General features: G+C 44.0%; 17 protein-coding genes. 15 read left to right on the plus strand and 2 right to left on the minus strand.

Annotation, left to right across the window (positions count from 1 at the left end; genetic code table 11):
- The 11 genes from ACYVAA_RS12275 to ACYVAA_RS12325 form a co-directional block, all read left to right on the plus strand.
- A partial coding sequence (locus ACYVAA_RS12275) for a cytochrome c oxidase subunit I (protein WP_460542048.1) occupies positions 1-1,858 on the plus strand: 1,858 nt, incomplete at its 5' end.
- Positions 1,845-2,927 (plus strand): COX15/CtaA family protein, encoded by a 1,083-nt coding sequence (locus ACYVAA_RS12280; protein WP_460542050.1) that lies wholly within the window; start codon positions 1,845-1,847, stop codon positions 2,925-2,927. The genes ACYVAA_RS12275 and ACYVAA_RS12280, both read left to right, overlap by 14 nt.
- Positions 2,924-3,829 carry a protoheme IX farnesyltransferase gene (gene cyoE / locus ACYVAA_RS12285; protein ID WP_460542052.1) on the plus strand — a complete coding sequence of 302 codons (906 nt, stop codon included), beginning with the start codon at positions 2,924-2,926 and terminating at the stop codon, positions 3,827-3,829. The genes ACYVAA_RS12280 and cyoE overlap by 4 nt, the downstream gene beginning before the upstream one ends.
- Complete coding sequence (locus tag ACYVAA_RS12290; RefSeq protein WP_460542054.1) at positions 3,829-4,410, plus strand: cytochrome c oxidase subunit 3; 582 nt, start codon at positions 3,829-3,831, stop codon at positions 4,408-4,410. The genes cyoE and ACYVAA_RS12290 overlap by 1 nt, the downstream gene beginning before the upstream one ends.
- 27 nt (positions 4,411-4,437) lie before the next feature.
- Positions 4,438-5,208: a cytochrome c oxidase subunit 3 family protein gene (locus tag ACYVAA_RS12295; protein ID WP_460542056.1), complete on the plus strand. Its 771-nt coding sequence runs from the start codon at positions 4,438-4,440 to the stop codon at positions 5,206-5,208.
- A gap of 23 nt (positions 5,209-5,231) precedes the next feature.
- On the plus strand, positions 5,232-5,561 hold the full coding sequence (locus ACYVAA_RS12300) for a cytochrome C oxidase subunit IV family protein (RefSeq protein ID WP_460542058.1): 330 nt from the start codon (positions 5,232-5,234) through the stop codon (positions 5,559-5,561).
- A 78-nt stretch (positions 5,562-5,639) separates the two neighbouring features.
- Positions 5,640-6,308, plus strand: a complete 669-nt coding sequence (locus ACYVAA_RS12305) for an SCO family protein (RefSeq protein WP_460542060.1) — start codon at positions 5,640-5,642, stop codon at positions 6,306-6,308.
- Entirely contained in the window at positions 6,295-6,846 is a 552-nt protein-coding gene (locus ACYVAA_RS12310) for a DUF420 domain-containing protein (protein WP_460542062.1), read from the plus strand. Before ACYVAA_RS12305 ends, ACYVAA_RS12310 begins: the two co-directional genes overlap by 14 nt.
- Positions 6,847-6,874: 28 nt before the next feature.
- Positions 6,875-7,123: a hypothetical protein gene (locus ACYVAA_RS12315; RefSeq protein WP_460542064.1), complete on the plus strand. Its 249-nt coding sequence runs from the start codon at positions 6,875-6,877 to the stop codon at positions 7,121-7,123.
- Positions 7,124-7,206: 83 nt separating this feature from the next.
- Positions 7,207-10,935: a sensor histidine kinase gene (locus tag ACYVAA_RS12320; protein WP_460542066.1), complete on the plus strand. Its 3,729-nt coding sequence runs from the start codon at positions 7,207-7,209 to the stop codon at positions 10,933-10,935.
- A 72-nt stretch (positions 10,936-11,007) separates the two neighbouring features.
- Positions 11,008-14,448 carry a hypothetical protein gene (locus ACYVAA_RS12325; RefSeq protein ID WP_460542122.1) on the plus strand — a complete coding sequence of 1,147 codons (3,441 nt, stop codon included), beginning with the start codon at positions 11,008-11,010 and terminating at the stop codon, positions 14,446-14,448.
- A gap of 25 nt (positions 14,449-14,473) precedes the next feature.
- Here ACYVAA_RS12325 and ACYVAA_RS12330 read toward each other — a convergent pair whose 3' ends face one another.
- Positions 14,474-15,850 (minus strand): alpha/beta hydrolase family protein, encoded by a 1,377-nt coding sequence (locus ACYVAA_RS12330; RefSeq protein ID WP_460542068.1) that lies wholly within the window; start codon positions 15,848-15,850, stop codon positions 14,474-14,476.
- 109 nt (positions 15,851-15,959) lie between these two features.
- A complete protein-coding gene (locus ACYVAA_RS12335) occupies positions 15,960-16,457 on the minus strand; it encodes a DUF4488 domain-containing protein (protein ID WP_460542070.1) in 498 nt (165 codons plus the stop codon).
- Between the two features lie 487 nt (positions 16,458-16,944).
- On the opposite strand from ACYVAA_RS12335, the gene ACYVAA_RS12340 reads away from it, so the two are divergent.
- From ACYVAA_RS12340 to ispG, 4 genes are all read left to right on the plus strand, one after another.
- Complete coding sequence (locus ACYVAA_RS12340) at positions 16,945-18,081, plus strand: glycoside hydrolase family 10 protein (protein WP_460542072.1); 1,137 nt, start codon at positions 16,945-16,947, stop codon at positions 18,079-18,081.
- 339 nt (positions 18,082-18,420) lie between these two features.
- Positions 18,421-18,744 carry a carboxymuconolactone decarboxylase family protein gene (locus ACYVAA_RS12345; protein ID WP_460542074.1) on the plus strand — a complete coding sequence of 108 codons (324 nt, stop codon included), beginning with the start codon at positions 18,421-18,423 and terminating at the stop codon, positions 18,742-18,744.
- Between the two features lie 344 nt (positions 18,745-19,088).
- Complete coding sequence (locus ACYVAA_RS12350; RefSeq protein ID WP_460542076.1) at positions 19,089-19,793, plus strand: SDR family oxidoreductase; 705 nt, start codon at positions 19,089-19,091, stop codon at positions 19,791-19,793.
- A gap of 12 nt (positions 19,794-19,805) precedes the next feature.
- Positions 19,806-21,791 carry a (E)-4-hydroxy-3-methylbut-2-enyl-diphosphate synthase gene (gene ispG / locus ACYVAA_RS12355; protein ID WP_460542078.1) on the plus strand — a complete coding sequence of 662 codons (1,986 nt, stop codon included), beginning with the start codon at positions 19,806-19,808 and terminating at the stop codon, positions 21,789-21,791.
- Positions 21,792-21,904: the final 113 nt, after the last annotated feature.

Below are 21,904 nucleotides of genomic sequence, written 5' to 3' on the forward strand. Positions count from 1 at the left end.
GGCGCATGATCATCACGATGATCATCATGAGCATAGTGATAATTTTATCACTAAGTATATCTTTAGTACCGACCATAAAATGATCGGTAAGCAGTTTTTGGTTACCGGTATTGTATGGGCCCTAATAGGTGGATTTCTCTCTATCCTTTTTAGACTGCAATTAGGTTTCCCGGATATGGATATGACCTTCCTGAAACCTATTTTGGGAGGATGGATAGACGAATCCGGTGCCTTGGATACCAATTTCTACTTGGCTTTGGTAACCATGCACGGAACCATCATGGTGTTCTTTGTATTGACGGCCGGGCTTAGTGGTACGTTCTCGAACTACCTGATTCCGCTTCAAATCGGAGCCAGGGATATGGCATCAGGATTTATGAACATGCTTTCTTATTGGATGTTCTTTATCGCCGGTGTGATCATGTTCATTTCTCTGTTTATCGAGACCGGACCTGCCGGTGGTGGTTGGGTAATTTACCCTCCGTTGTCTGCATTGGAGCAAGCTATTCCAGGTTCTGGTTTAGGGATGACGCTTTGGTTGGTGGCCATGGTATTCTTTATCGCTTCTCAGTTGCTTGGTGGTATCAACTATATTACTACTGTCATCAACTTGAGAACAAAAGGAATGTCCTTCAGCAGACTTCCATTGACCATCTGGTCGTTCTTCTTGACTGCGGTTATTGGTTTGTTGTCTTTCCCTGTACTTTTCTCAGCAGCATTGCTGTTGGTGTTTGATAGAAGCTTTGGTACTTCTTTCTACTTGTCAGATATCTATATTGGTGGCGAAGCACTTCCTAACACAGGTGGTAGTGCCGTATTGTTCCAGCACTTGTTCTGGTTCCTAGGTCACCCTGAAGTATATATTGTATTGTTACCTGCTTTGGGTATCACCTCTGAGGTAATTGCTACCAATTCCAGAAAGCCGATCTTTGGTTACAAAGCGATGATCCTTTCTATGTTGGGTATTACCGTTTTGTCTTTCGTGGTATGGGCACACCATATGTTCGTGTCAGGTATGAACCCATTCTTGGGCTCGATCTTCATGTTCTTGACACTGATCATTGCGGTACCATCAGCGGTAAAAGTATTTAACTATTTGACCACGCTTTGGAGAGGTAACTTGGTGTTTACACCGGCTATGCTATTCTCCATTGGCTTGGTATCCTTCTTTATCTCCGGTGGTCTTACCGGTATTTTCTTGGGTAACTCTGCTGTGGATATTCAGCTTCACGATACCTACTTTGTGGTAGCTCACTTCCACTTGGTAATGGGATCTGCTTCCTTCTTCGGCTTGATGGCTGGTGTATATCATTGGTTCCCTAAGATGTTTGGACGAATGATGGATGCCAAGTTGGGCTATATTCACTTCTGGTTGACTTTTGTGGGAGTATATATGGTATTCTTCCCAATGCACTATATCGGTATCGCCGGATTCCCAAGAAGATATTACAGCTGGACCAACTTTAACTTTGCTGATATGTACACCGATCTGAACATGTTCGTGTCTACTGCGGCAATTGTTACCTTTGCAGCTCAGTTTATCTTCTTGTTCAACTTCTTCTACAGCATGTATAAAGGAAGAAAAGCTTCCCTGAATCCATGGAGAGCCAACACGTTGGAATGGACCACTCCGTTGTTCCCAGGGCATGGCAACTGGCCGGGAGAAATCCCTACCGTATACAGATGGCCTTATGATTATTCTAAGCCAGGTGCAAAAGAGGACTTCATTCCTCAAACAGTGCCATTGTCTTCTACTCCAGAGTCCAACTTGCCACATGAAGCTGAGCAAGTTAAATTGGAGCGTGAAATCATGGCAGAAGAGGGTAGCGATATCCTTGTAGCTGATGAAGCAAAATGATCTGAAAAATATTAGCAGCTTTCGCAGGATCAGTTTGGTTACTGTGATAGCTGTTTATTTCCTGATTTTGGTGGGGGGCATCGTGCGCAGCACAGGCTCAGGAATGGGGTGCCCCGATTGGCCAAAGTGTTTTGGTAGCTGGGTACCTCCTACAGAAGTAAGCCAACTGCCAGAAAACTATCAGGAAGTCTATCTCAACAAAAGGTTAGAGAAGAACGACAGGTTTGTAAAGATGCTGAAGGCTTTGGGTTTCGATAAGAAAGCCGAAGAAATCAAGCACGACAAAGCGATCCTCGTAGAGGGAGAGTTTAATGCAACAAAGACCTGGATTGAATATCTGAACAGACTTACCGGAGCTATCATCGGTTTGTTGGTGATCGCGACCTGTTTCTCTTCATGGAAGCTAAGGAAGGAAGACAAAATGCTTCCTATTCTATCTTTTCTGAATTTGGGACTGGTCATCTTCCAAGGCTGGATAGGATCCATCGTGGTATCCACCAATCTATTGCACTGGATGATCACCGTGCACATGATTTTGGCTTTGTTGATTGTATGTTTATTACTGTATGTTCATTACAGGGCTTATAAACTGAATCACCAGATAAAGAAAAAGACCGAGAAGCCATCCTACTTATTTGCGATGATGTTGGTGGCTTTTGTCTTGATGCTGCTTCAAGTGGTATGGGGCACTCAGGTAAGGGAACAGATTGACATGATTGCCATGCAGTTTGGCGACCTGTTCCGTTCGGAATGGATCGGGCACTTGGGAATTGATTTCCTGATTCACCGGTCATTCTCTATGGTGCTTTTGGGCATACACCTTTTGTTTGTATATAAAGTATACCGTAATACCAAAAGAGGTACGAGTATATTGAAATGGTCACAGGTCTTGGTGGCATTGATTATTATCGAAATAGTCACCGGCGCAGGAATGGCCTATTTTGGCATTCCGGCATTCTTACAGCCTATTCACCTGTTGGTGGGTTCGTTGATAATAGGAGTGCAGTTTGTGATCTTATTGCAGTTAAGTGATCAAAAAAGTATAGTGTTAAATATATCCAATTCATGAGGGCAGTTAATTTATCTGAGGCGTCCTTTATTGACAGCATCTTAATACGTTCTAAAGCTTATTATGAGCTGATCAAATTCAGACTTTCCGCCTTGGTGACCTTTTCTGCTGTTTTCGGATTTATTTTAGGAGACAGTGGGGTAATGTTTTCTTGGGGGAAGCTTATGGCACTTATGATTGGAGGATTTCTGATCAGTGGTGCTTCAGGAGCGGCCAACGAGATATTAGAAAGAGATTATGATAAGCTGATGAAGAGGACACAGAACAGGCCTCTTCCTTTGAATATCATATCAGTGAATGAAGCGTACTGGTTTACTGTAGTGGTGGCGCTCATCGGTGTAAGTACTTTATGGTTTTTTACCAATGCACTTACGACCGGTTTAGGTGTACTGAGCATGATATTGTATGCTTTCGTGTACACGCCTTTAAAAAGGGTAGGGCCAGTTGCAGTATTTGTGGGAGCGATTCCCGGGGCCATGCCTCCCCTGTTGGGTTGGACAGCGGCAACAGGAGCGATTTCTTATGAAGCCTTGATCATCTTTGGCATTCAGTTTATTTGGCAGTTTCCCCATTTTTGGGCCATTGCCTGGGTGAGTGACGAAGATTATAAAAAAGCAGGTTTTAAGCTGTTGCCTTCCGGCGGAAGGAAGGACTTGAACACCGCCATACAGATCATGATTTATACCCTGTTTCTTTTGCCATTGGGGCTGTTGCCCAGTTACTTTGGCCTGACAGGATTAAATTCAGGGATTGTGGCCACTGTATGCGGGGTGCTTTTCTTGGCACAGACCTTTTCTCTGATGAGGGATTGTTCCAGAAAATCAGCCTTAAAAATCATGTTCGGTTCTTTCCTGTATTTGCCGATTGTCCAAATTGCTTACTTGTTAGATAAAATACCATAATGGAAGAAAGACTAGTTTATACCGAAGGGGCTGAGCAACCAATCGCCATGCATCCTAAGAAGTTTGCCTTGTGGTTGTTTATCGTAAGTGTTGTGATGATATTTGCCGCTTTGACAAGTGCATTTATCGTCAGACAGGGTGAGGGAAACTGGTTAGAGTATGATTTGCCGGAAATATTGTGGTTTACCTCTGGTGTGATATTGCTGAGCAGTGCCTCGATGCACTGGGCATATGTTTCCGCCAAAAAGGACCAGATGTCCAGCCTGAAGCTTGCTTTATCGATTACCACAATCCTTGGGCTAGCGTTTCTGGTAGGTCAGTGGTTCAGTTGGGTGGCACTGGTAGAAAGGGATGTTTATTTTGTGGGCAATCCTGCCGGTTCGTTCATGTACGTGCTGACCGGACTGCACGGAGTACACTTGATTAGCGGTGTGATATTTCTAATTATTGTGTTATTTTCGTCCTTCAAATATTCCATTCACTCAAAGCGGATGAATACCATGGAAATGTGCGCTACTTATTGGCACTTCCTTGGAGGACTTTGGCTTTACTTATTTGCGTTTTTGTTATTGAATCATTGAAAATATTTAAGTTAAAATTTAGAATATATGTCATCGACTGCAATTGAAATCAACTCTAAGAGAGGAATCTGGGGTGGTGGAAATGAGCCCTTAAAGGCCAGCTACGGAAAGCTCATGATGTGGTTTTTCCTTCTTTCCGACATCTTTACTTTTGCCGCTTTCCTGATTACTTACGGTGCTATCAGGGTAAGTTATCCGGCTTTTGAAGGTCACGTAAGTGAATTTACAAGGTCAAATGAATACTGGCCTATCCCTGAAATGATTTTTGACGCGGTTCCTTTTATGCATGGAGTGCATGCACCCTTGGTCTTTGTGGGAATCATGACATTTATTTTGATCATGAGCTCCGTAACCATGGTATTGGCTGTGGAAGCAGGACACAGAAATGACAAAAACGATGTGGTGAAATGGTTGCTTTGGACCATATTAGGTGGAGCTACCTTTTTGGGCTGTCAGGCATGGGAGTGGAGCCACTTTATCCATGGCTCTGATCAAGGAACTATGATGACCTTTGTCAACTCTTTCGGCGAGACTGTAAAAGAGTTGGTATACGGAGCAAACCTTCATGTAAATGAATACGGACCTGCTCCATTTGCTCAACTGTTTTTCTTTATCACCGGATTCCACGGTTTCCACGTAACCATCGGGGTAGTACTGCTTTTCTTGGCTTTCTATCAGGCAGCAGTAGGTGTTTATGAGAGAAGAGGACACTATGAAATGGTTGAAAAAATCGGCCTTTACTGGCACTTTGTAGATTTGGTTTGGGTATTTGTATTTACCTTCTACTACCTTGTCTAACCACTTAAAAACATTTATTAGCTATGGCATCACACGAAAATAAAAGCACTTTAGAGGTATTGCCTCGAAATAAGGAGAAAATCAAGAAGATCTGGAAAACGGCAATGATCCTATTGATCGTTACGGCAGTGGAGTTCTTGCTGGCCTTTACCATGGAAAGAGGAATGCTATTGTTCGCCATCTTTGTTGGCCTTACCATAGTAAAAGCTTCTTACATCATGATGGAGTTTATGCACTTGAAAGACGAATCCAAAACCTTGTTTTGGTCCATCATGCTTCCTTTGATCTTTTTGGTTTGGTTGCTTATTGCCCTGTCCAAAGAAGGAACGGAAATCTTTATGTTGAGATGGTAAAACCATTAAAAAAATAATTGCTAGAAAAGTAGGTTGGAGGGAATGCTTCCAACCTACTTTTTTGTTTGTAGAGGAGATATGAAAGTGGTAAGAATTTTACAAGGAATGGTACTGGTATGCATCCTGATGATACCGGTACTGATCATACTGTTTCTGCGGAATTTCAGTGAAAATAAGTACGATATCCCCGTATTGTATGAAAATGGGGTGGAAGATCCTTTTGGTGACTGTAATTATACCACGGAGGGCCAACATTATATTCCGGAATTCACCTTTGTGGCCCAGGATAGTAGCCAAGTGGGAAAGGCGGAGATGGAAGGGAAAATCACCATAGTGGATTTTTTCTTTACCTCATGCCCGAGCATTTGTCCGGTCATGTCCCTGGAAATGGAACGGATACAAGATGCCTTTAGGGCCGAGCCAGAAGTCCAACTTTTTTCCATCAGTATAGACCCTGAGTACGATACCCCAGAGGTATTGTCGGCCTATGCGGAACGACATGGAGCCAAGGAGGACAAGTGGTTTTTCCTAAACGGCCAAAAAGAAGCGGTTTATGATCTGGCCAGGTGCGGTTTCGTGTTGCCTACCATCGATGGTAAAGGAGTGCCGGAGGATTTTATCCATAGCGATAAACTGGCACTGATAGACTCTGAGGGGAGGATTCGCGGCTATTACAGTGGCACCAATAGGGAGGATGTGGACCGGTTGATATTAGAAACTAAAATTCTGTTGCATGGAAAAGAGTAATGTAGCTTCAAGGCCTGATAAAGGCATTTATAGATTGATCACTATCATCTCGGTGGCTGTGCCCGTGGTAGTGGCCATACTTTTATTTATGCCGGCCAAGCTGGACTTGGCAAGTGATTGGGTGTATTTTCTGCCTCACTTAAATGCCGTCATTAACTTTGCGGCCAGTCTTGCCCTCATTGCGGGGCTGATCTTTATCAAAAATAAAAAGATCACCTATCACCGCATGAGCATGACGACGGCCTTTGGTTTAGGTGCCATATTTTTGGTGTCCTATGTGATTTACCATGCCTCTGCCGAGAGTACCAGTTTTGGCGGTGAGGGTACGATTAAGATAATCTATTATGTTTTTCTGCTGACGCATATTGTATTGGCGGCAGTGGCCCTGTTCCCTATATTATTGGCCTACTATTACGGGACCATGGGCATGGTGGAGAAGCACAGAAAAATCGTTAAATTTGCCTATCCGATCTGGTTGTATGTCACCATAAGCGGAGTAATTGTATATTGGATGATTAGTCCTTATTATGCACATTGATCTTTAAGTGGTTATGATACCGTGTAGTATGAAAAATGTAATTCTTCGATTGGTTTTATTTGTAACGTTGTTGGTGCTTCCTCAGGTCTATTCCTTTGCGCAATGTGCCATGTGCAGGGCTTCTGTGGAAAACAATGTCAGCAATGGAGAGACTACCGTGGGGGCAAGTCTTAATATGGGGATTCTTTACCTTTTTGTGGCCCCTTATTTGCTTGCTGCTATCATCGGTTTCCTATGGTATAGGAATTCAAGGAAAAGAAAAATGCAGACTACATAAATTCGATACGGATATGGAAATAAAAAGCAAAGTTTGAAATTAGACTTTGCTTTTTTACTTTTAGAAGTATTGTGCGGTGAAATATGCTTAAAAAACGACGTCTTATACTGATTTTGGCCATTATGCTGATGGCGGTGGTTTTGGCTATCAATTTTTATTCCTCCCCTACAGACAATTACCAAAAGGCACTGAAGCAGATTGAAATGAAGATCAGGGCTGTGGCTAAGGAGTTTGATGAAGACTTTATTCATCTGCTCATGCACAACCGGCCTGACAAGCAGTTGTCTTTCCAGACATTGAACATTGATTCTGAGCATGCATTCTATGTATACAGTGAGGAGGGGGAATTGGTCTATTGGTCGGACATTTCCATGATTCCTGATTTTAAGGACTTACGGACTGACTATACCTACCGTCCTTTTCAACTGTTGGATAATGCCAAAGGTACTTATTTTAGTAGGGTCCGGAGGGTAGTCCGAAACAACCAGGTGTACTGGATGGTACAGGTGTATCCGCTGTTTGATAAGGTGGAGATCAGCAATGAATATTTGCATTCCGGATATAATCCTCAGGTGTTTGGCAATGACCGGTTTATTTTGGCCAGTGATCCGATGAACGGCTATGAAGTACTCACGGCGGAGGACGATACCTATTATTTTTCCATATCATTCAGGACAGGTTATAGGATTGTAGGAGCCGGGTCCAATGCCGCCTTGCTACTGTTTTTCTTTTCTTTGGTAGGCCTCGTGTTTATTTTGGGTGGTGATTTTGTGATGAGGTTATGGAAGCGGGGGCGGAGGAAGGTAGCCCTGTTCTATGCGATGTGTATTTTGGGAAGTACCAGAGGGATCATGTTGGCCTTTAACTTTCCCCAGGATTATTTTGATATTCCTCTCTTTGACCCTGCCTATTATGCCTCCTCTTTACTGAACCCTAGCTTGGGGGATCTTTTGCTTAATGTAATCGCGGTGATGATTTTACTGGCCATGATCATCAGTATGCTCGGTAGAAGACAGGTGTTGGTGGGGTTTGCCAAGATGAGAAAGCAGCATTATGAGTGGTTCTATTACTTGCTTTCCTATATGCTGTCCACGGTATTTCTTTTTTTGTTCTTTTTGCTCTTTTCGAATATATCGGGTAACTCCCAGTGGAATTTAAGCATTTTGGATATCCCCACCTTGGATTACCTTAAAGCGATCAGTATCCTTATCCTGTTTCTAGGCGGGGCAGCCTATCTCTTTTTTACGATTATGTCCATTAACCTGGTGTTTTATGCCAGTAAGAATCACAAGGCTTATGCACTAAGGGTGCTGATGCTTTTTTCCATCCCCTTTATTGCCTTGGCAGCCTATTTTGATTTCATCTATTTGCTGGTATACATAGCGCATTTGATTTTGTTGGTGGCCATTATCACCTTTGAGTTATATGACAATGTGTTTAAACTGCAATTAAATACTTTTCTGACCTTGTTTTTCGGATGTCTAATAGGAGCGGTGATTACCGGTGCGGCGTCTTATCAGGATTTTAGAAAAAGGGAAATCTCTTCAAAGGTAAAGTTGGCGGATCAGGTTTTGCTAAAAAACGATGTGATGGCAGAGTTTCTTCTCAGTGATGTAATGGAACGCATCGGGGAGGACTTATTCATCAAAAACAGGTTGCAGAATCCGATGAGTACCAAAGTGCCCATTGAGCAAAAGATCAGCAAAATCTATTTACCCAGTTATTTTGATCAATACCAGCTTCAGGTACGTGTTTTCAATACGAAGGGAGAGGACGTTTTACACAGAGGAAGTGAAAGGAAACTGGATGATTTCAGGTACCAGATTATGAACAGTGACAATGCCACCAGCATTAAGGGGCTGTACTTTGTGAAGGGGAACGAAGGAATAGAGGACAATAAGTTTTATGCTTTTATCAAGATGTTTAAAGAGGATATGTTCTTGGGCACCATTGTCCTGGAATTGGTGCAGCAGCGGGTACAGTCCACCAGTGTCTTCCCCAAATTGCTTCTTGATAATAAGTATGCCGATGATATCTTTGACCGAAATTTTGACTATGCTGTATTTAGGGATAATATCCTACAGTACAGTGTAGGTGTCTTTAATTTTAGAGGGGCAGATGTGTCCAATATGCTGGAAGCTGATAAGCTGTACACTACAGGGGTTTTCAGAGACGATTACCACCACTTTGCGGTAAGAAACCAATCCAGGACAATCCTTATTTCCAGTCCGGTATATCCTTATAATTATGTGCTGGCTGACGTTTCATTTTTCTTTGTCAGCTATATCGCATTCACCTTGATCTTTATAATTGTTTATGTGCTGGTAAGTGGTTTCCGGAATATGCGTTTCAATTACGCCACCAAAATCCAGTTTTACCTCAATTTCGCCTTTTTTGTGCCCATGCTGATCATTAGCGGGGTTTCCATTGGGCTATTGAGCGACTCCTATTTGGATGACCTGCACCGGCAGTATTTTGAAAAGGCAGGAATTATCAGGGACAATTTGGCCAAATACATGGAAGAGGAGATTGAAGGGGCTATGGATAAGGATGATTTCTTGGCTGAAGTATATAAGCTGTCCAGTACGACGGCCACGGACATCAATGTGTATTTGCCCAATGGAAAGCTGATGGTTACGAGCCAGCCCAATATTTTTGAAAAGAAAGTATTGACCGAGTTTCTGAACCCCGTGGCCTACGCAGAAATGTTGGAAGCTCAGAATAACAGAATCATACTTGATGAGAAGGTAGGGAAGTTGAATTATAAGACGGTTTATTTGGCGCTCAGGGACACGGGAAGGCAGGAGGTGCTGGGCATTATCGCCATTCCGTTCTTCGAATCGGAGGATGATTTGAACGTGTTGATTGTCGATGTGTTCAGTACCATTATCAATATTTTTGTAGCCATTTTTATTCTCTTCTTGATCATTTCCTACTTTGCTTCCAGAAAGCTGACGGATCCTTTTAAGTTATTGACCCAAAAACTGAAAGCCACCAATTTGGAAGACAATGTTCCAATGTACTGGCCCATTAAGGATGAAATTGGGCTTCTGGTCAATGAATACAATAATATGTTGTTCAAACTGGAGGCAAGTAAAAAAGTGCTGGCCACCAATGAAAAGGAATCTGCCTGGAGGGAAATGGCCAAGCAGGTTGCCCATGAGATCAAAAATCCACTGACCCCTATGAAATTGACCCTGCAGCACTTGTTAAGGCTGCAAGCTGAAGGAAGAATTGACGATCCCAAAAAGCTCCGTAAGCCGATCAATAACCTGATACACCAAGTGGATACCCTCAGCGATATCGCTTCTTCTTTTTCAACCTTTGCAAAAATGCCTTTGCCAAAGAATGAAAAAATGGACTTCCAAGCGGTGGTGAGTAAGACCGTGGGGCTCTTTAAAAACCATGAAAAGGGCCATGTGCTGTTTACAAATCAGGCGAAGAAAAAGCTGCCTATTATGGGAGATGATAAGCTGTTTGGCAGAGTGATCTCTAACCTGATCATAAACGGCATCCAATCAGTAGAGGAGGGGGGCGAAGCCCATGTAGAGGTTATTTTGAGCACAGATGAGGAATGGGTGAGACTGGAGGTCAAGGACAATGGCCGCGGCATTCCGGATGAGCTTCGCGACAAAATCTTCATTCCCAATTTCAGTACCAAAAGCGAAGGTTCAGGGCTGGGCTTGGCCATCGCAAAAAGAGGAGTGGAAACCGCTGGTGGTAACATATGGTTTGAATCGGTTCTTGGGAAGGGGACTTCTTTTTTTCTTACCTTTCCGCTAATTCAGGAGCCAAAAGCAGCTACTTCTTAAGATGATCTGATAAAATTGGGAAGGCCGGGGAAAAATACGATAAGATTGGTCAGGAAAACATGCTTGTTTTTGATGGTTTTCCTCCCTTGCTTTTCCACTTATGCACAGGACAGCCTATGTAAATGGGTGAAGATAAACCCCACTGCTGACACTACTTCTATTCTACTGGACAGCCTTACGGTGGTAAAGCAGTCCATTGTCGTGTCCGGGGGGATGGATTGTGACATTGCTTATGATTCCAATACGGGAAGGCTCACGATCAAAGCCAAAGCCGAGGCATTGCCGGATTCTTTGGAGGTTTGTTACCGTCGTTTCCCCTATCAATTCAGTAAGGTGTATGCCAAAAGAACCTTGAAGGAGGATTACGACTCCATGGCCTATTTTAAAGATCCGCCTAAGATGGAAGAGCAGGTCTTTGATTTCAGGGAGGAGATTTTTTCTTCCTCCAAACTCAATAAATCAGGAAGTCTGACCAGGGGGATTTCTTTTGGGAATACCCAAAATGTTTTTGTGAATTCGGCCTTGAACCTGCAGATGGATGGACAACTGGCCGAGGACTTATACATCAGGGCCAGCATTACGGATCAAAATGTTCCTTTTCAGCCTGAGGGCAACACCCAAAAAGTGCAGGACTTTGATAATGTTTTGGTGGAGCTGTACAATGACAGACTGAGCCTGAAGGCTGGAGATGTGGTTTTCCAACAGCGACGATCCTCTTTTCTGCGTTATTACAAAAATGTTCAAGGCCTGCAGTTTACTTCCGATTATAAACTTGGCGAACAGTGGAAAGCCTCCACTCAAGTAGGGGCTTCAGTGGCCAAAGGGAAATTTAATTCCACCTTGCTTGAAGTCCGAGAGGGAGTTTTGGGCCCCTACCGTATACCAGGACCCGCAAACGAGCGCTATGTGATCGTTATGGCCAATTCAGAAAAGGTTTTTCTGGATGGTCAGCAACTCAAGCGGGGTTTTAATCAGGATTATATGATTGATTATAACCAGGGCCAGATTACGTTCACGACCAATGTGTTGATCACGCAGTATTCCCGCGTGCGAATAGACTATGAATATGCCGAAAGAAATTTTTCCCGTTCCGTAATTACGGCCAATCATATTCAGGAACATGCAAAAGGGGCTTTTTATGTCAATTATTATAAGGAGCAGGACAACCGGAACCAACCTTTGTTTTATGAATTTAGCGAATCGGATAAAAGGCTCTTGGCTTCCGTGGGGGATGAACTTACTGAAGCCGGAGTTCCAAGGGTGGACAGTGTTGCTTTTGATGCCAAGAGGATATTGTACAGAAAAGTGGTCACTGCCGATTTACAGGGAGCATTAAGGGTTTTCTATGAGTATTCTACGGATAGTGAGGAAGCGTATTATGCTGTGACATTTACCGAGGTGGGAGATGGAAATGGGAATTACCGCAGAAAAGAGCAATTGGCCAATGGGTTCGTTTACGAATACATTCCTCCTGTAAACGGAAGGATGCAGGGTGACTATAGTATTTACTCCCTTCTCCCTTCCCCAAACAAAAGACAGATGATGACTGCCGGCGGGGAACTGAAACTTAACCAATATGAAAAGGTTTATGGGGAAGGTGCCCTGTCTGCACATGATCAAAACCTGTTCTCCAACTTGGATGATGGAGACAACAAAGGCTTCGGACTTAAGGGAGGTCTGAGTTCAGAGGGCCGGAAGCTCGGTTGGCTTAAAGGCTATCAGTTTAAGGCCGCTACTGAGCTGGAGTATAATTCAATCGATTTTAGGTTTATCGACCGCTTGCGGCACATAGAATTCGACAGGGATTGGGGATTGTCTTTGGAAGATCAGGAGCGTGCGGCAAGTGAAAAGCTGTTAATGGCGGCCGTTGGCGTTTCCAAAGATTCGGATAATGAGTTTTCGTATCAGGTCAACTACAGGAAGAGAGGAGAACAGCTGCAAGGAATCCAGCAAAGGGCAAAATATCATCAGCAATTAGGGAAAAGAATATTCACCGCGCAGGAATTGTTTTTTTTGAAGAGTAATTTGCCCAGATCCAGCTCCGATTGGTTGAGGTACAGTGCAGACGTCCATTATCAATCCAAGGTTTTGGTTCCTGGGTATGAGTTTAGCATTGACAGGAATAAAGTGAGGGATGTTGAAAAGGATTCAGTAATAAGCAGTGCGATGAACTTTCTTTCCCATAAGGTCTATGTCCGGTCAAATGATACGCTTACTTATAGTTTTATGGCTGATGCAAGTTGGAGAGAGGACAGGTTTCCTATAAATGGCGTCATGATGCCTTTTACCAAAGCATTTACGACCAATTATGGACTTAAAAGAAGTTTCGGTAAGCATGATGTCAAGGGGACTTTTACGTATAGACGGCTACGCTATCTGCAATCATCCGGAGCTCAAGAAAGCACGGTGATGGGCAGGTTGGAATATAGCAGCGCCCTTTGGGAAGGAAATTTCCGTAATGAACTGAGTTATGCTATAGGAAACGGGCAAGAGCTAAAACGGGAGTTTGTTTATTTGCCTGTGCCAACTGGCGAGGGAACCCATACCTGGAGGGATGATAATGAGGATGGGATACAGCAGCTGGCGGAGTTTTATCCGGCCATTAACCCTGAGGAAAAGAACTATGTAAAGGTGTTTACCCCAACAGATGAATTTATACAAGCTTATACCACTTTGTTCAATTACCGGTTGAATGCCCGCTTTCCGGACAAGTGGGGCAAGGAAGAAGGCCTTAAAAAGTTCTTATATAAGTTTTCCAATACGACCAGCTGGAACGTGGAGAAGAAGATCACGGCAACAGATTTTTGGTCCAAGGTAAGTCCTTTTGCACAGGGTATTGATAGCAAGGACCTGGTGTCACTGAGGCAGGTTTTTCGCTCCACCTTGTTTTTTCAGCGCACATCGGCAGTTTACGGTCTTGATTTGGGAGTGTTTCAAAGCAGGAATAAGCAACTCTTGACGGGAGGCTTTGAAGATGCCCAACAGGAAGACTGGCGCTTAAACAGCCGGGTGAATTTCAATAAGCAGCTGAACCTTAAGATGACGATGTTGCAGGGAAGGAGAATTGCCGTTTCGGATTATTTGGATAATCGCAATTACCATGTCAAGCAGTGGGGGGGAGGCCCGGAGCTCAGTTGGCAGCCTTCCAGTATTTTCAGGACATCCTTGAATTATCGCTTTACCAACAAGTACAATGTTCAAAATAAGGAATCGGACGAACAGGCGGATTTGCATCAGTTGGGTATGGAAATGCGCTATGCCAAAGCGATCAAGACGACCTTGAACGGGATGCTGAAATATACCCATATTGATTTTAACGGGGTGTCGAATTCCCCTTTGGGCTATGAAATGCTGGAAGCCCTGACCATAGGAAGCAATGTGTCCTGGAGCATCAACTGGATACAGAAAATCGGAGAAGGACTGCAGCTAAACCTTACTTATGAAGGCCGGGATTCTGAAGGGCTCAATCGGCTGGTGCACACCGGAAGGATGCAGGTGTCGGCCTTGTTTTAATGGTACTGGTCCGTGAAAATGGTTTTTAGGGTTTTAGGTGTTTTTTGAAAAAGGAATAAAGCAGGCTTAAGTCATGATCTGATTGGGGAACAGAATGGCCGGTGCCGTAATTGACCAGTTCGCTGGTGGAAACCCCTAAGTTGTCCAGCTTGGCTTTGAAATGTTTTATCTGGTCGGAATAGTAGGCATCGTCATCGGTATTGTAAAAAAAGAAAACAGGTGCCGTAGCGGATGATTTTACCAGGTAGGCTGCTCCCATGGATTTCCAACGTTCAAGGTTGTCCGCTAAAGGACCCCATGCCCAAGGGCAGCGAGTTTCCAGGTTGGCATCACCGTCGTCCAGTCTGTTGTAGATTTGGGTATAGTCGAATACACCTGGGCCAAGGGCAGCCGCTTGCACATCATCTGAAATCCCCAGATGGAATCCTGCATTTTCAAATTCCGGAATGTCCCGGTCCCCAATGGCCAATGAGCCTGCTGTAGATCCCCGTGAAAATCCATAAATGCCGATTTGTCCTGAAAGACCTAAGGTGTTACCCATGGCCCGGAGCGTACGGATAGCCGATTTTACTTTTTGTGCAGCATCCGGATTGGTTTGATAGGATTTATAGGTGTCGTTTGGGCCGTCCAAAGGTTTGCCGCTGCCCCAAGGGCAGTATTTGGGATGGTCTGCTATGGCCCAGGCCATTCCGTTGGCGGGAGCACCTTCCAAAAAAGTGTCCTCAAAGCCGGCTAAGGTATAAGGGAGAAACAGCCTTTTATGTTGGTTGGCCGAAGTAAGCCTTCCCTTCTCTTTGTCAAAGGTGGCATAACTGTTACTATAGGAAAAGGAGAGGATTACCGGTACGTTGGTTTTGGGGTTGGCCGGGTAAACAATGTCCATGTACAAGGTGTCTCCATCAGTATATTGCGGAGGATGGTTATATACAGAAGGGGTGTCCTTAAAGTACGGGACATTTCGGGCAATGCGATATCCTTCGAAGAGCACAAAGGAGCGGGAGAGCGAACAATCGTTCAATCCGCAAAAGGAACCGCTGGCAATGGCCTTGTTGATGGCAATGATGTCTTTGTTGATTTTAGGGGAGACCGCATCGGGGCTTTTTTTATAATCCAGCGCTATTACCCGGTAGCCCTGGGAAAGGAGCCATCGGACATCTTTTTTGGTCTTGTTACCACCCGTCTTTTCGAAGCCCAGATTTTTCAAATAGATTATTGTGCTGAAATTTCCGCTGTAATCTTTGACCGGTGCTTTGGGAAGGCGGATAGTATAGTCAATCAACTGACCGGTGGATCGACTTTGCCATTGGCCGTTCTGAGCCATGCTGTTCAGGGAGGAGATCAGGAGCAGCAAGCAAAGTGTGGGAATAGAAAGCAATCGGGATCTGCAGCCTCGGTTATTCACGGTTTGTAAGGGTAGTTTTAGTAATTGGGGAGCAATTTAAAGGACTTGCAGGTCCGGTTCAAATAGACATGCTGCTTTTTCTCAAATGCAAGAATGATTTTTATCTATACTATAAAGTAACTGTTTGTTCATGTTTGTTCGCTGCCTTTCCCTTTTTAAGATGGGATAAGGATAGTGGCAAGCGGCTCCACTTTTCAGATACCCATTTTTGGTTGTTCATGCTCCACTTAATTATAATATTGTTTTCATCTACCATTTCGTATCGAAGTTGGCTTTCTGAACCATTCATTTGAGGGTTTACAGTATGCTCAATGATATGTTCTACTAATGTGCTGTCGGATGTTATATTATAGGTGCCATATTGGCCTATCGTGGTCTCTTGGGTTAAAATTTCTTTACCCCAAATAATAAACGTGTAAAAGGTGCTGTCCGAATTGATGACTTTGTAGTTTCCTGATTTCACTTCAATCATTTTACCTGTAAAATTATTCATTACAGCGGTTTGTCTCCAGATTCCAACAAGGGATTTAGAGGCCGGTATGTGGGTCTGGGCGGCAAGAGGTGACATAGCAATAAAAGAGATGAGGAAAGTGAATATACTTTTCATAGTTACTTTAGTTTATAAAATTTGTTGATCGTTTTATTAGAAGAAAATTTAGCGCTAGAAAAAAGGTAGATCACCTAAAGCAAATTCAAATAATTATTGACTAACAATGAGATTTTCTCAACTCAAATAAAAGGCCAGTTAATCAGGCTTTCGATAGAACACGTAAAAACAAATATTGAAATCCTTTCGGTTTTACTTTTTTTACAATTAACGACTCAATCTTTAGTTTCACAACTTTCTGATATTGAAAAAAAATAATTTTGAATAGGGGCGCACGATAAGATGGGCTCTATTCTTTGAAAGCCCAAATAGAATCTATCTATCATTAGAAAATGTAGACTTAAAAGTCATTTGTAAAAAAATAGGTAAAGATGGTTATTGATGATAAAATATTTTAATTTTATGTAATGCTTCGGTCACGGGTTTGCGGCCTGAAGAAATGATAATCTTAGTTGTATCTATAAAACCCTAAATCAAATTGACATTTATGAAAAGATTACTACTCTTACTGGTAGCACTGAGTTTCGGTTTTGGCTGTTCTAGCCCAAAGGAAGAAAGTGAAAATACGGAGACTGCCGTAGAGCCGACTAAAATCCCCGTCCATGCTTGGTTAGGGGGCTACAATGATAAGCCCGAAGAGGAAATCCGGGCGAAGTTTTCCGAATTTAAGGAGCACGGTATTGATGCCTTGATGTATAATGGTGGCCATGATCCGGCCAGTTATCAGAAAGTTGGTAAAATAGCCAAGGAGCTGGGTTTAGGCTTCCATGCCTGGATACCAACGATGGTGCAGCACAAGACGGATGAGATCGAGGCCGACTGGTATGCGGTAAACCGCAACGGGGAGTCTGCTTTGGAAAAGCCTGCTTATGTAGCCCATTATACTTTTCTATGTCCCAATAAGGAAGGGACTTATAATTTCCTGGAAAATATGTACAGCAAGGTGGCTGAAGTGGAGGAAGTAGATGCCATTCATCTGGACTACATCCGTTTTCCCGATGTGATATTGGCCAGGGGACTTTGGGACAAGTATGGCCTGACCATGGACAAGGAGCATCCACAGTTTGACTATTGCTACTGTGATGACTGTACCGGAGATTTCAAGGAAAAAACCGGCATTGATATCAAATCGGCGGAAGACCCTACCCAAGTGCAGGAGTGGAAGCAGTTCCGCTATGACCTGATCACAAGCATTGTAAACCGATTGTCCGATAAAGTCCATGAGCATGGAAAAGAAATCAATGCGGCGGTATTCCCAGGGCCACAATCCGTGGCGATGAAGCTGGTCCGTCAGGAATGGGACAAATGGAACCTGGATGCTGTTTTTCCAATGAACTACAATGATTTCTATTTGGAAGGAACAGATTGGATCGGGGAGATTACCAAAGAAGAAGTCAATGCGGTTGATGGCAAGATGCCGGTATATAGCGGCCTGTTCATCTGTCCAAATCCTGAGAAGAAGGCTGAAATAGCAGACCCTGAGGGGCATGGACTGATCCCCAGCGAATTGGGAGAGGCTATCCGTCAGTCAATGAAAAACGGGGCCAAAGGCATTTGTTTGTTTACCCCGGGAAGAATGACCGACGAACACTGGGCGGAATTGAAGAAAGCGATTTATCCATGATGAATAGGCTGCGCCAGCTCCCATTTAATGAGTTGACAAGCTAGGTGAATCATACAAATTTAGTTTGTTGTACCAGTCCGACCAGTCGGACTGGTACAACAAACTTTCTTCCTCGATGAGCTCCGCGCCCTACGAGGTAAAGTAAAAACCACATCATTTTTCTCTCCAGAAGGATTTCTTGTTCCTTTTTTAGCGCATGTAGAGCGCAAGATCAAAACAATATTGTTTAGGATTTCCAGCGGAAAATCTGTAATTATATGTCCAGCTGAAATATTATCGTGATAGAAAAGCGATAACAGTACATAACTAATAATTACACTCTCCAACCAGAAGGATAACATGGCAAAGATTCCAAAACCATTTATCGATTTTAGGGAAGATTTTCCTGAAGTGAGTCAGGCCTATTTTTCTTTAGGCAAAGCCGTTCATGAAGCCGGTCCTATTGACAGTAAAACCCGTGCACTTATCAAACTGGGGATTTCCTGTGGTGCCCAGAAAGAAGGGGCGGTCCATTCCCATACCCGAAAAGCATTGGATGCAGGCTGCTCCAAAGAGGAAATTCGCCATGCGGTGATATTATTGCTACCTACCTTGGGCATGCCTTCCATGATGGCAGCCATGACTTGGGTGAACGATATTCTGGAATCGGAAGAAGACCGATAAGGCTTCTTAATTCAATACAATTCCATTGTTGTAAATACTTTCATAGGCCGTTTCAAGGCCTTGTATGAGCGTTGTTGGGCTTAGTTTTTTGCCGACCATTTTGATGCGGCCAGACATTGTTCCTGTTCGTGTTATTCTCTGGGAAAGGAGGCGTAAAATGGTAGCCTTTCAGATTAAAACATGTAACTTTGTGACCGGTAAATAGTTGTTGTACTAACAATTGGAGAAACAAATAATTGGCAGTTCTTAGTGCGAGGAAATCGGTTGTCAAGTCGGTGGAAGCCAGAGATTTTAGTTTCGTTCCAATTAGTGCAATTAATGGATTAAAATTAAGATAAAGCATTATGCCCAAAAGCATTTTAGTGACAGGAGGAACCAAAGGTATTGGCAGGGCGATCATCCGTCGTTTTGCGCAGGAAGGGTTTGATATTTTTACCTGTTCAAGACATCAAGAGGACTTACAATCATTGGTCGAGGAAATCCATAGGGATTTTACCGGTGTGGCCATTCATACCAAAGTGGCAGATCTTTCCAAAAAGGAGGAGGTCAAGGCTTTGGCCGATGCCGTAAGGACCGCCTTTGTCCCAGACGTACTGATCAATAATTCCGGAGTGTTTCTTCCCGGAGCCATCCATAATGAACCGGAAGGGAACTTTGAATATATGATGGAAACCAACCTGTACAGTGCCTATTATCTGGTAAGGGAATTTGCCCAGGAGATGATTGACCGCAGATCGGGACATGTTTTCTCCATGGGGTCTATCGCCGGGATCACGGCCTACGCCAATGGGGGAAGTTACGCCATTTCAAAATGGGCCATGCTGGGCATGACCAAGTGTCTGAGGCAAGAGCTAATGCCGTATAATATTAAAGTAACCTCAGTACTCCCCGGAGCGACGCTTACCGCGAGTTGGGAAGGCGTGGATATTCCGGAAGAGCGCTTTATGAAAGCAGAGGATGTAGCGGAATCAGTTTGGTCGGCTTATAACCTTTCTGACCGGTCTGTTGTTGAAGAGATAGTCATCAGGCCCCAACTAGGGGACTTGTAAAAATAGCTAAACATGGAAATCAAAGATACCATAGCAAATACCAACTACTGTAATAGCCTCACGCACTATTCCAGAAGAAAGACCATTCCGGTCAAAATCGGAGATGTGATCGTGGGAGGAGACCATCCTATCGTGGTGCAGTCCATGACCACCAAGGATACAATGGATACGGAAGGATCCATTGAAGAGTGTATCCGGATGATAGAAAGTGGTTGTGAACTGATCCGTATTACTGCTCCCAGTATCAAGGAGGCCGAGAACCTTAAAAATATCAAAGAAGGCTTGGCGCAGCGAGGTTATTATGTGCCTCTGGTAGCAGATATCCATTTTACCCCAAATGCTGCTGAAGTAGCGGCCCGCATCGTGGAAAAGGTGCGGATCAATCCGGGCAACTATGCGGATAAAAAGAAATTTGAGGTAATCGAATACACCGAAGAAAGTTATCAGGCGGAGCTGGAGCGGATCCGTGAGCGGTTTTTGCCTTTGGTAAAGATCTGTAAGGAGCATGGGACAGCCATGCGTATCGGAACTAACCACGGTTCTCTCTCTGACAGAATCATGAGCCGCTATGGAGATACCCCATTGGGCATGGTAGAATCTGCGCTGGAGTTTTTGAGGATTTGCGAGGAGGAAAATTACCATGATATTGTGATTTCCATGAAGTCGTCCAATACGCAGGTCATGGTCCAAGCTTACCGTTTGCTGGTGCAAAAACTGGATGAAGGGGGCTTTAAGCCTTATCCCCTCCATTTGGGAGTGACAGAAGCAGGTGATGGTGAAGACGGTAGGGTAAAGTCGGCAGTGGGTATAGGAACACTGTTGGAAGATGGTTTGGGGGATACTGTTAGGGTTTCGCTAACGGAAGATCCGGAGCATGAGGCTCCCGTGGCCAGGGCATTGGTAGACCGATATACCGTGAGGGAAGGGCATGCGAAAATCAAGCCTATTGAAGAGTATCCGCTGAATCCTTTCGAATACAAAAGAAGGGAAAGTCTGGAGGTGTTCAATTTTGGAGGACACAACGTACCCAGGGTGATCACGGACATTTCCAAGGTGGAAAATATTACGGCCAAAGAAATGAAAAGCACAGGGCACTTTTATCTGCCCGAGCTGGACAAGTGGAAGATGAATGACCTGGGCTGTGACTTTGTCTACAGTGGAAACAATCCGATCTCCTTCATGTTGCCCAATGGTATGCGCGAAATCGTTGATGCAGCGGTTTGGGAAGGATTGGAAGATATCAATAATAAATACCCGGCTTTTACACTGGCAGAGCTGAGGGAAACGGAAAGCTTACATCGGGAACTTAATTTTCTGAAGCTTAAAGATGTGGAAGTGGAAGAGGCGGTTTCCGTTTTGGAGGGGAGAAAGGATGTGGTAATCATTCTCCACAGTGACAACAGGCATAATATGCCGGCCTTGAGAAGGGCGTATATCGCTTTGATCAATGCGGGGATCAAACTACCTGTGGTTACCGAAGCAGGGTATAAAAAACAGGACGCAGACCAGACCATGTTGTATGCCGCCACAGATTTTGGAGGCTTGCTGATCGATGGGTTGGGAGATGGCGTGATGCTTGGCTTGGAAGAAAAGGGTGAGCTGGACAGGAAAGCCTTGCTTAAGACGGTAAAGCTTCATAATTCAGTGAGTTTTGGGGTGCTGCAGGCTGCACGGACGAGGATGTCGAAAACGGAATACATCTCGTGCCCTTCATGTGGAAGGACCTTGTTTGATCTGCAGGAGACCACGGCCATGATCAGAAAACGTACAGACCACCTAAAAGGCGTCAAGATCGGCATAATGGGCTGCATAGTAAATGGTCCCGGGGAAATGGCAGATGCGGACTATGGTTATGTGGGGTCTGGAAAAGGGAAGATTACTTTGTACAAAGGCAAGGAAGTGGTAAAAAGGTCTGTGCCTTCAGAGGATGCTGTGGATGAACTGATCAATATTATCCGTGAGGATGGCCAGTGGATTGAACCAGAGTCGGTAGAGTAGTTGTTTGTATAGGTAAATAGTATCAAGACATTAGACGCTAGACTAAAGACGTTAGATGGAGGTCTCATAACCAACAGACTGATTGGAGTCAGTTTTGGAGAGTGTTTGGCGAT

The organism is Echinicola sediminis (genome assembly GCF_054777495.1).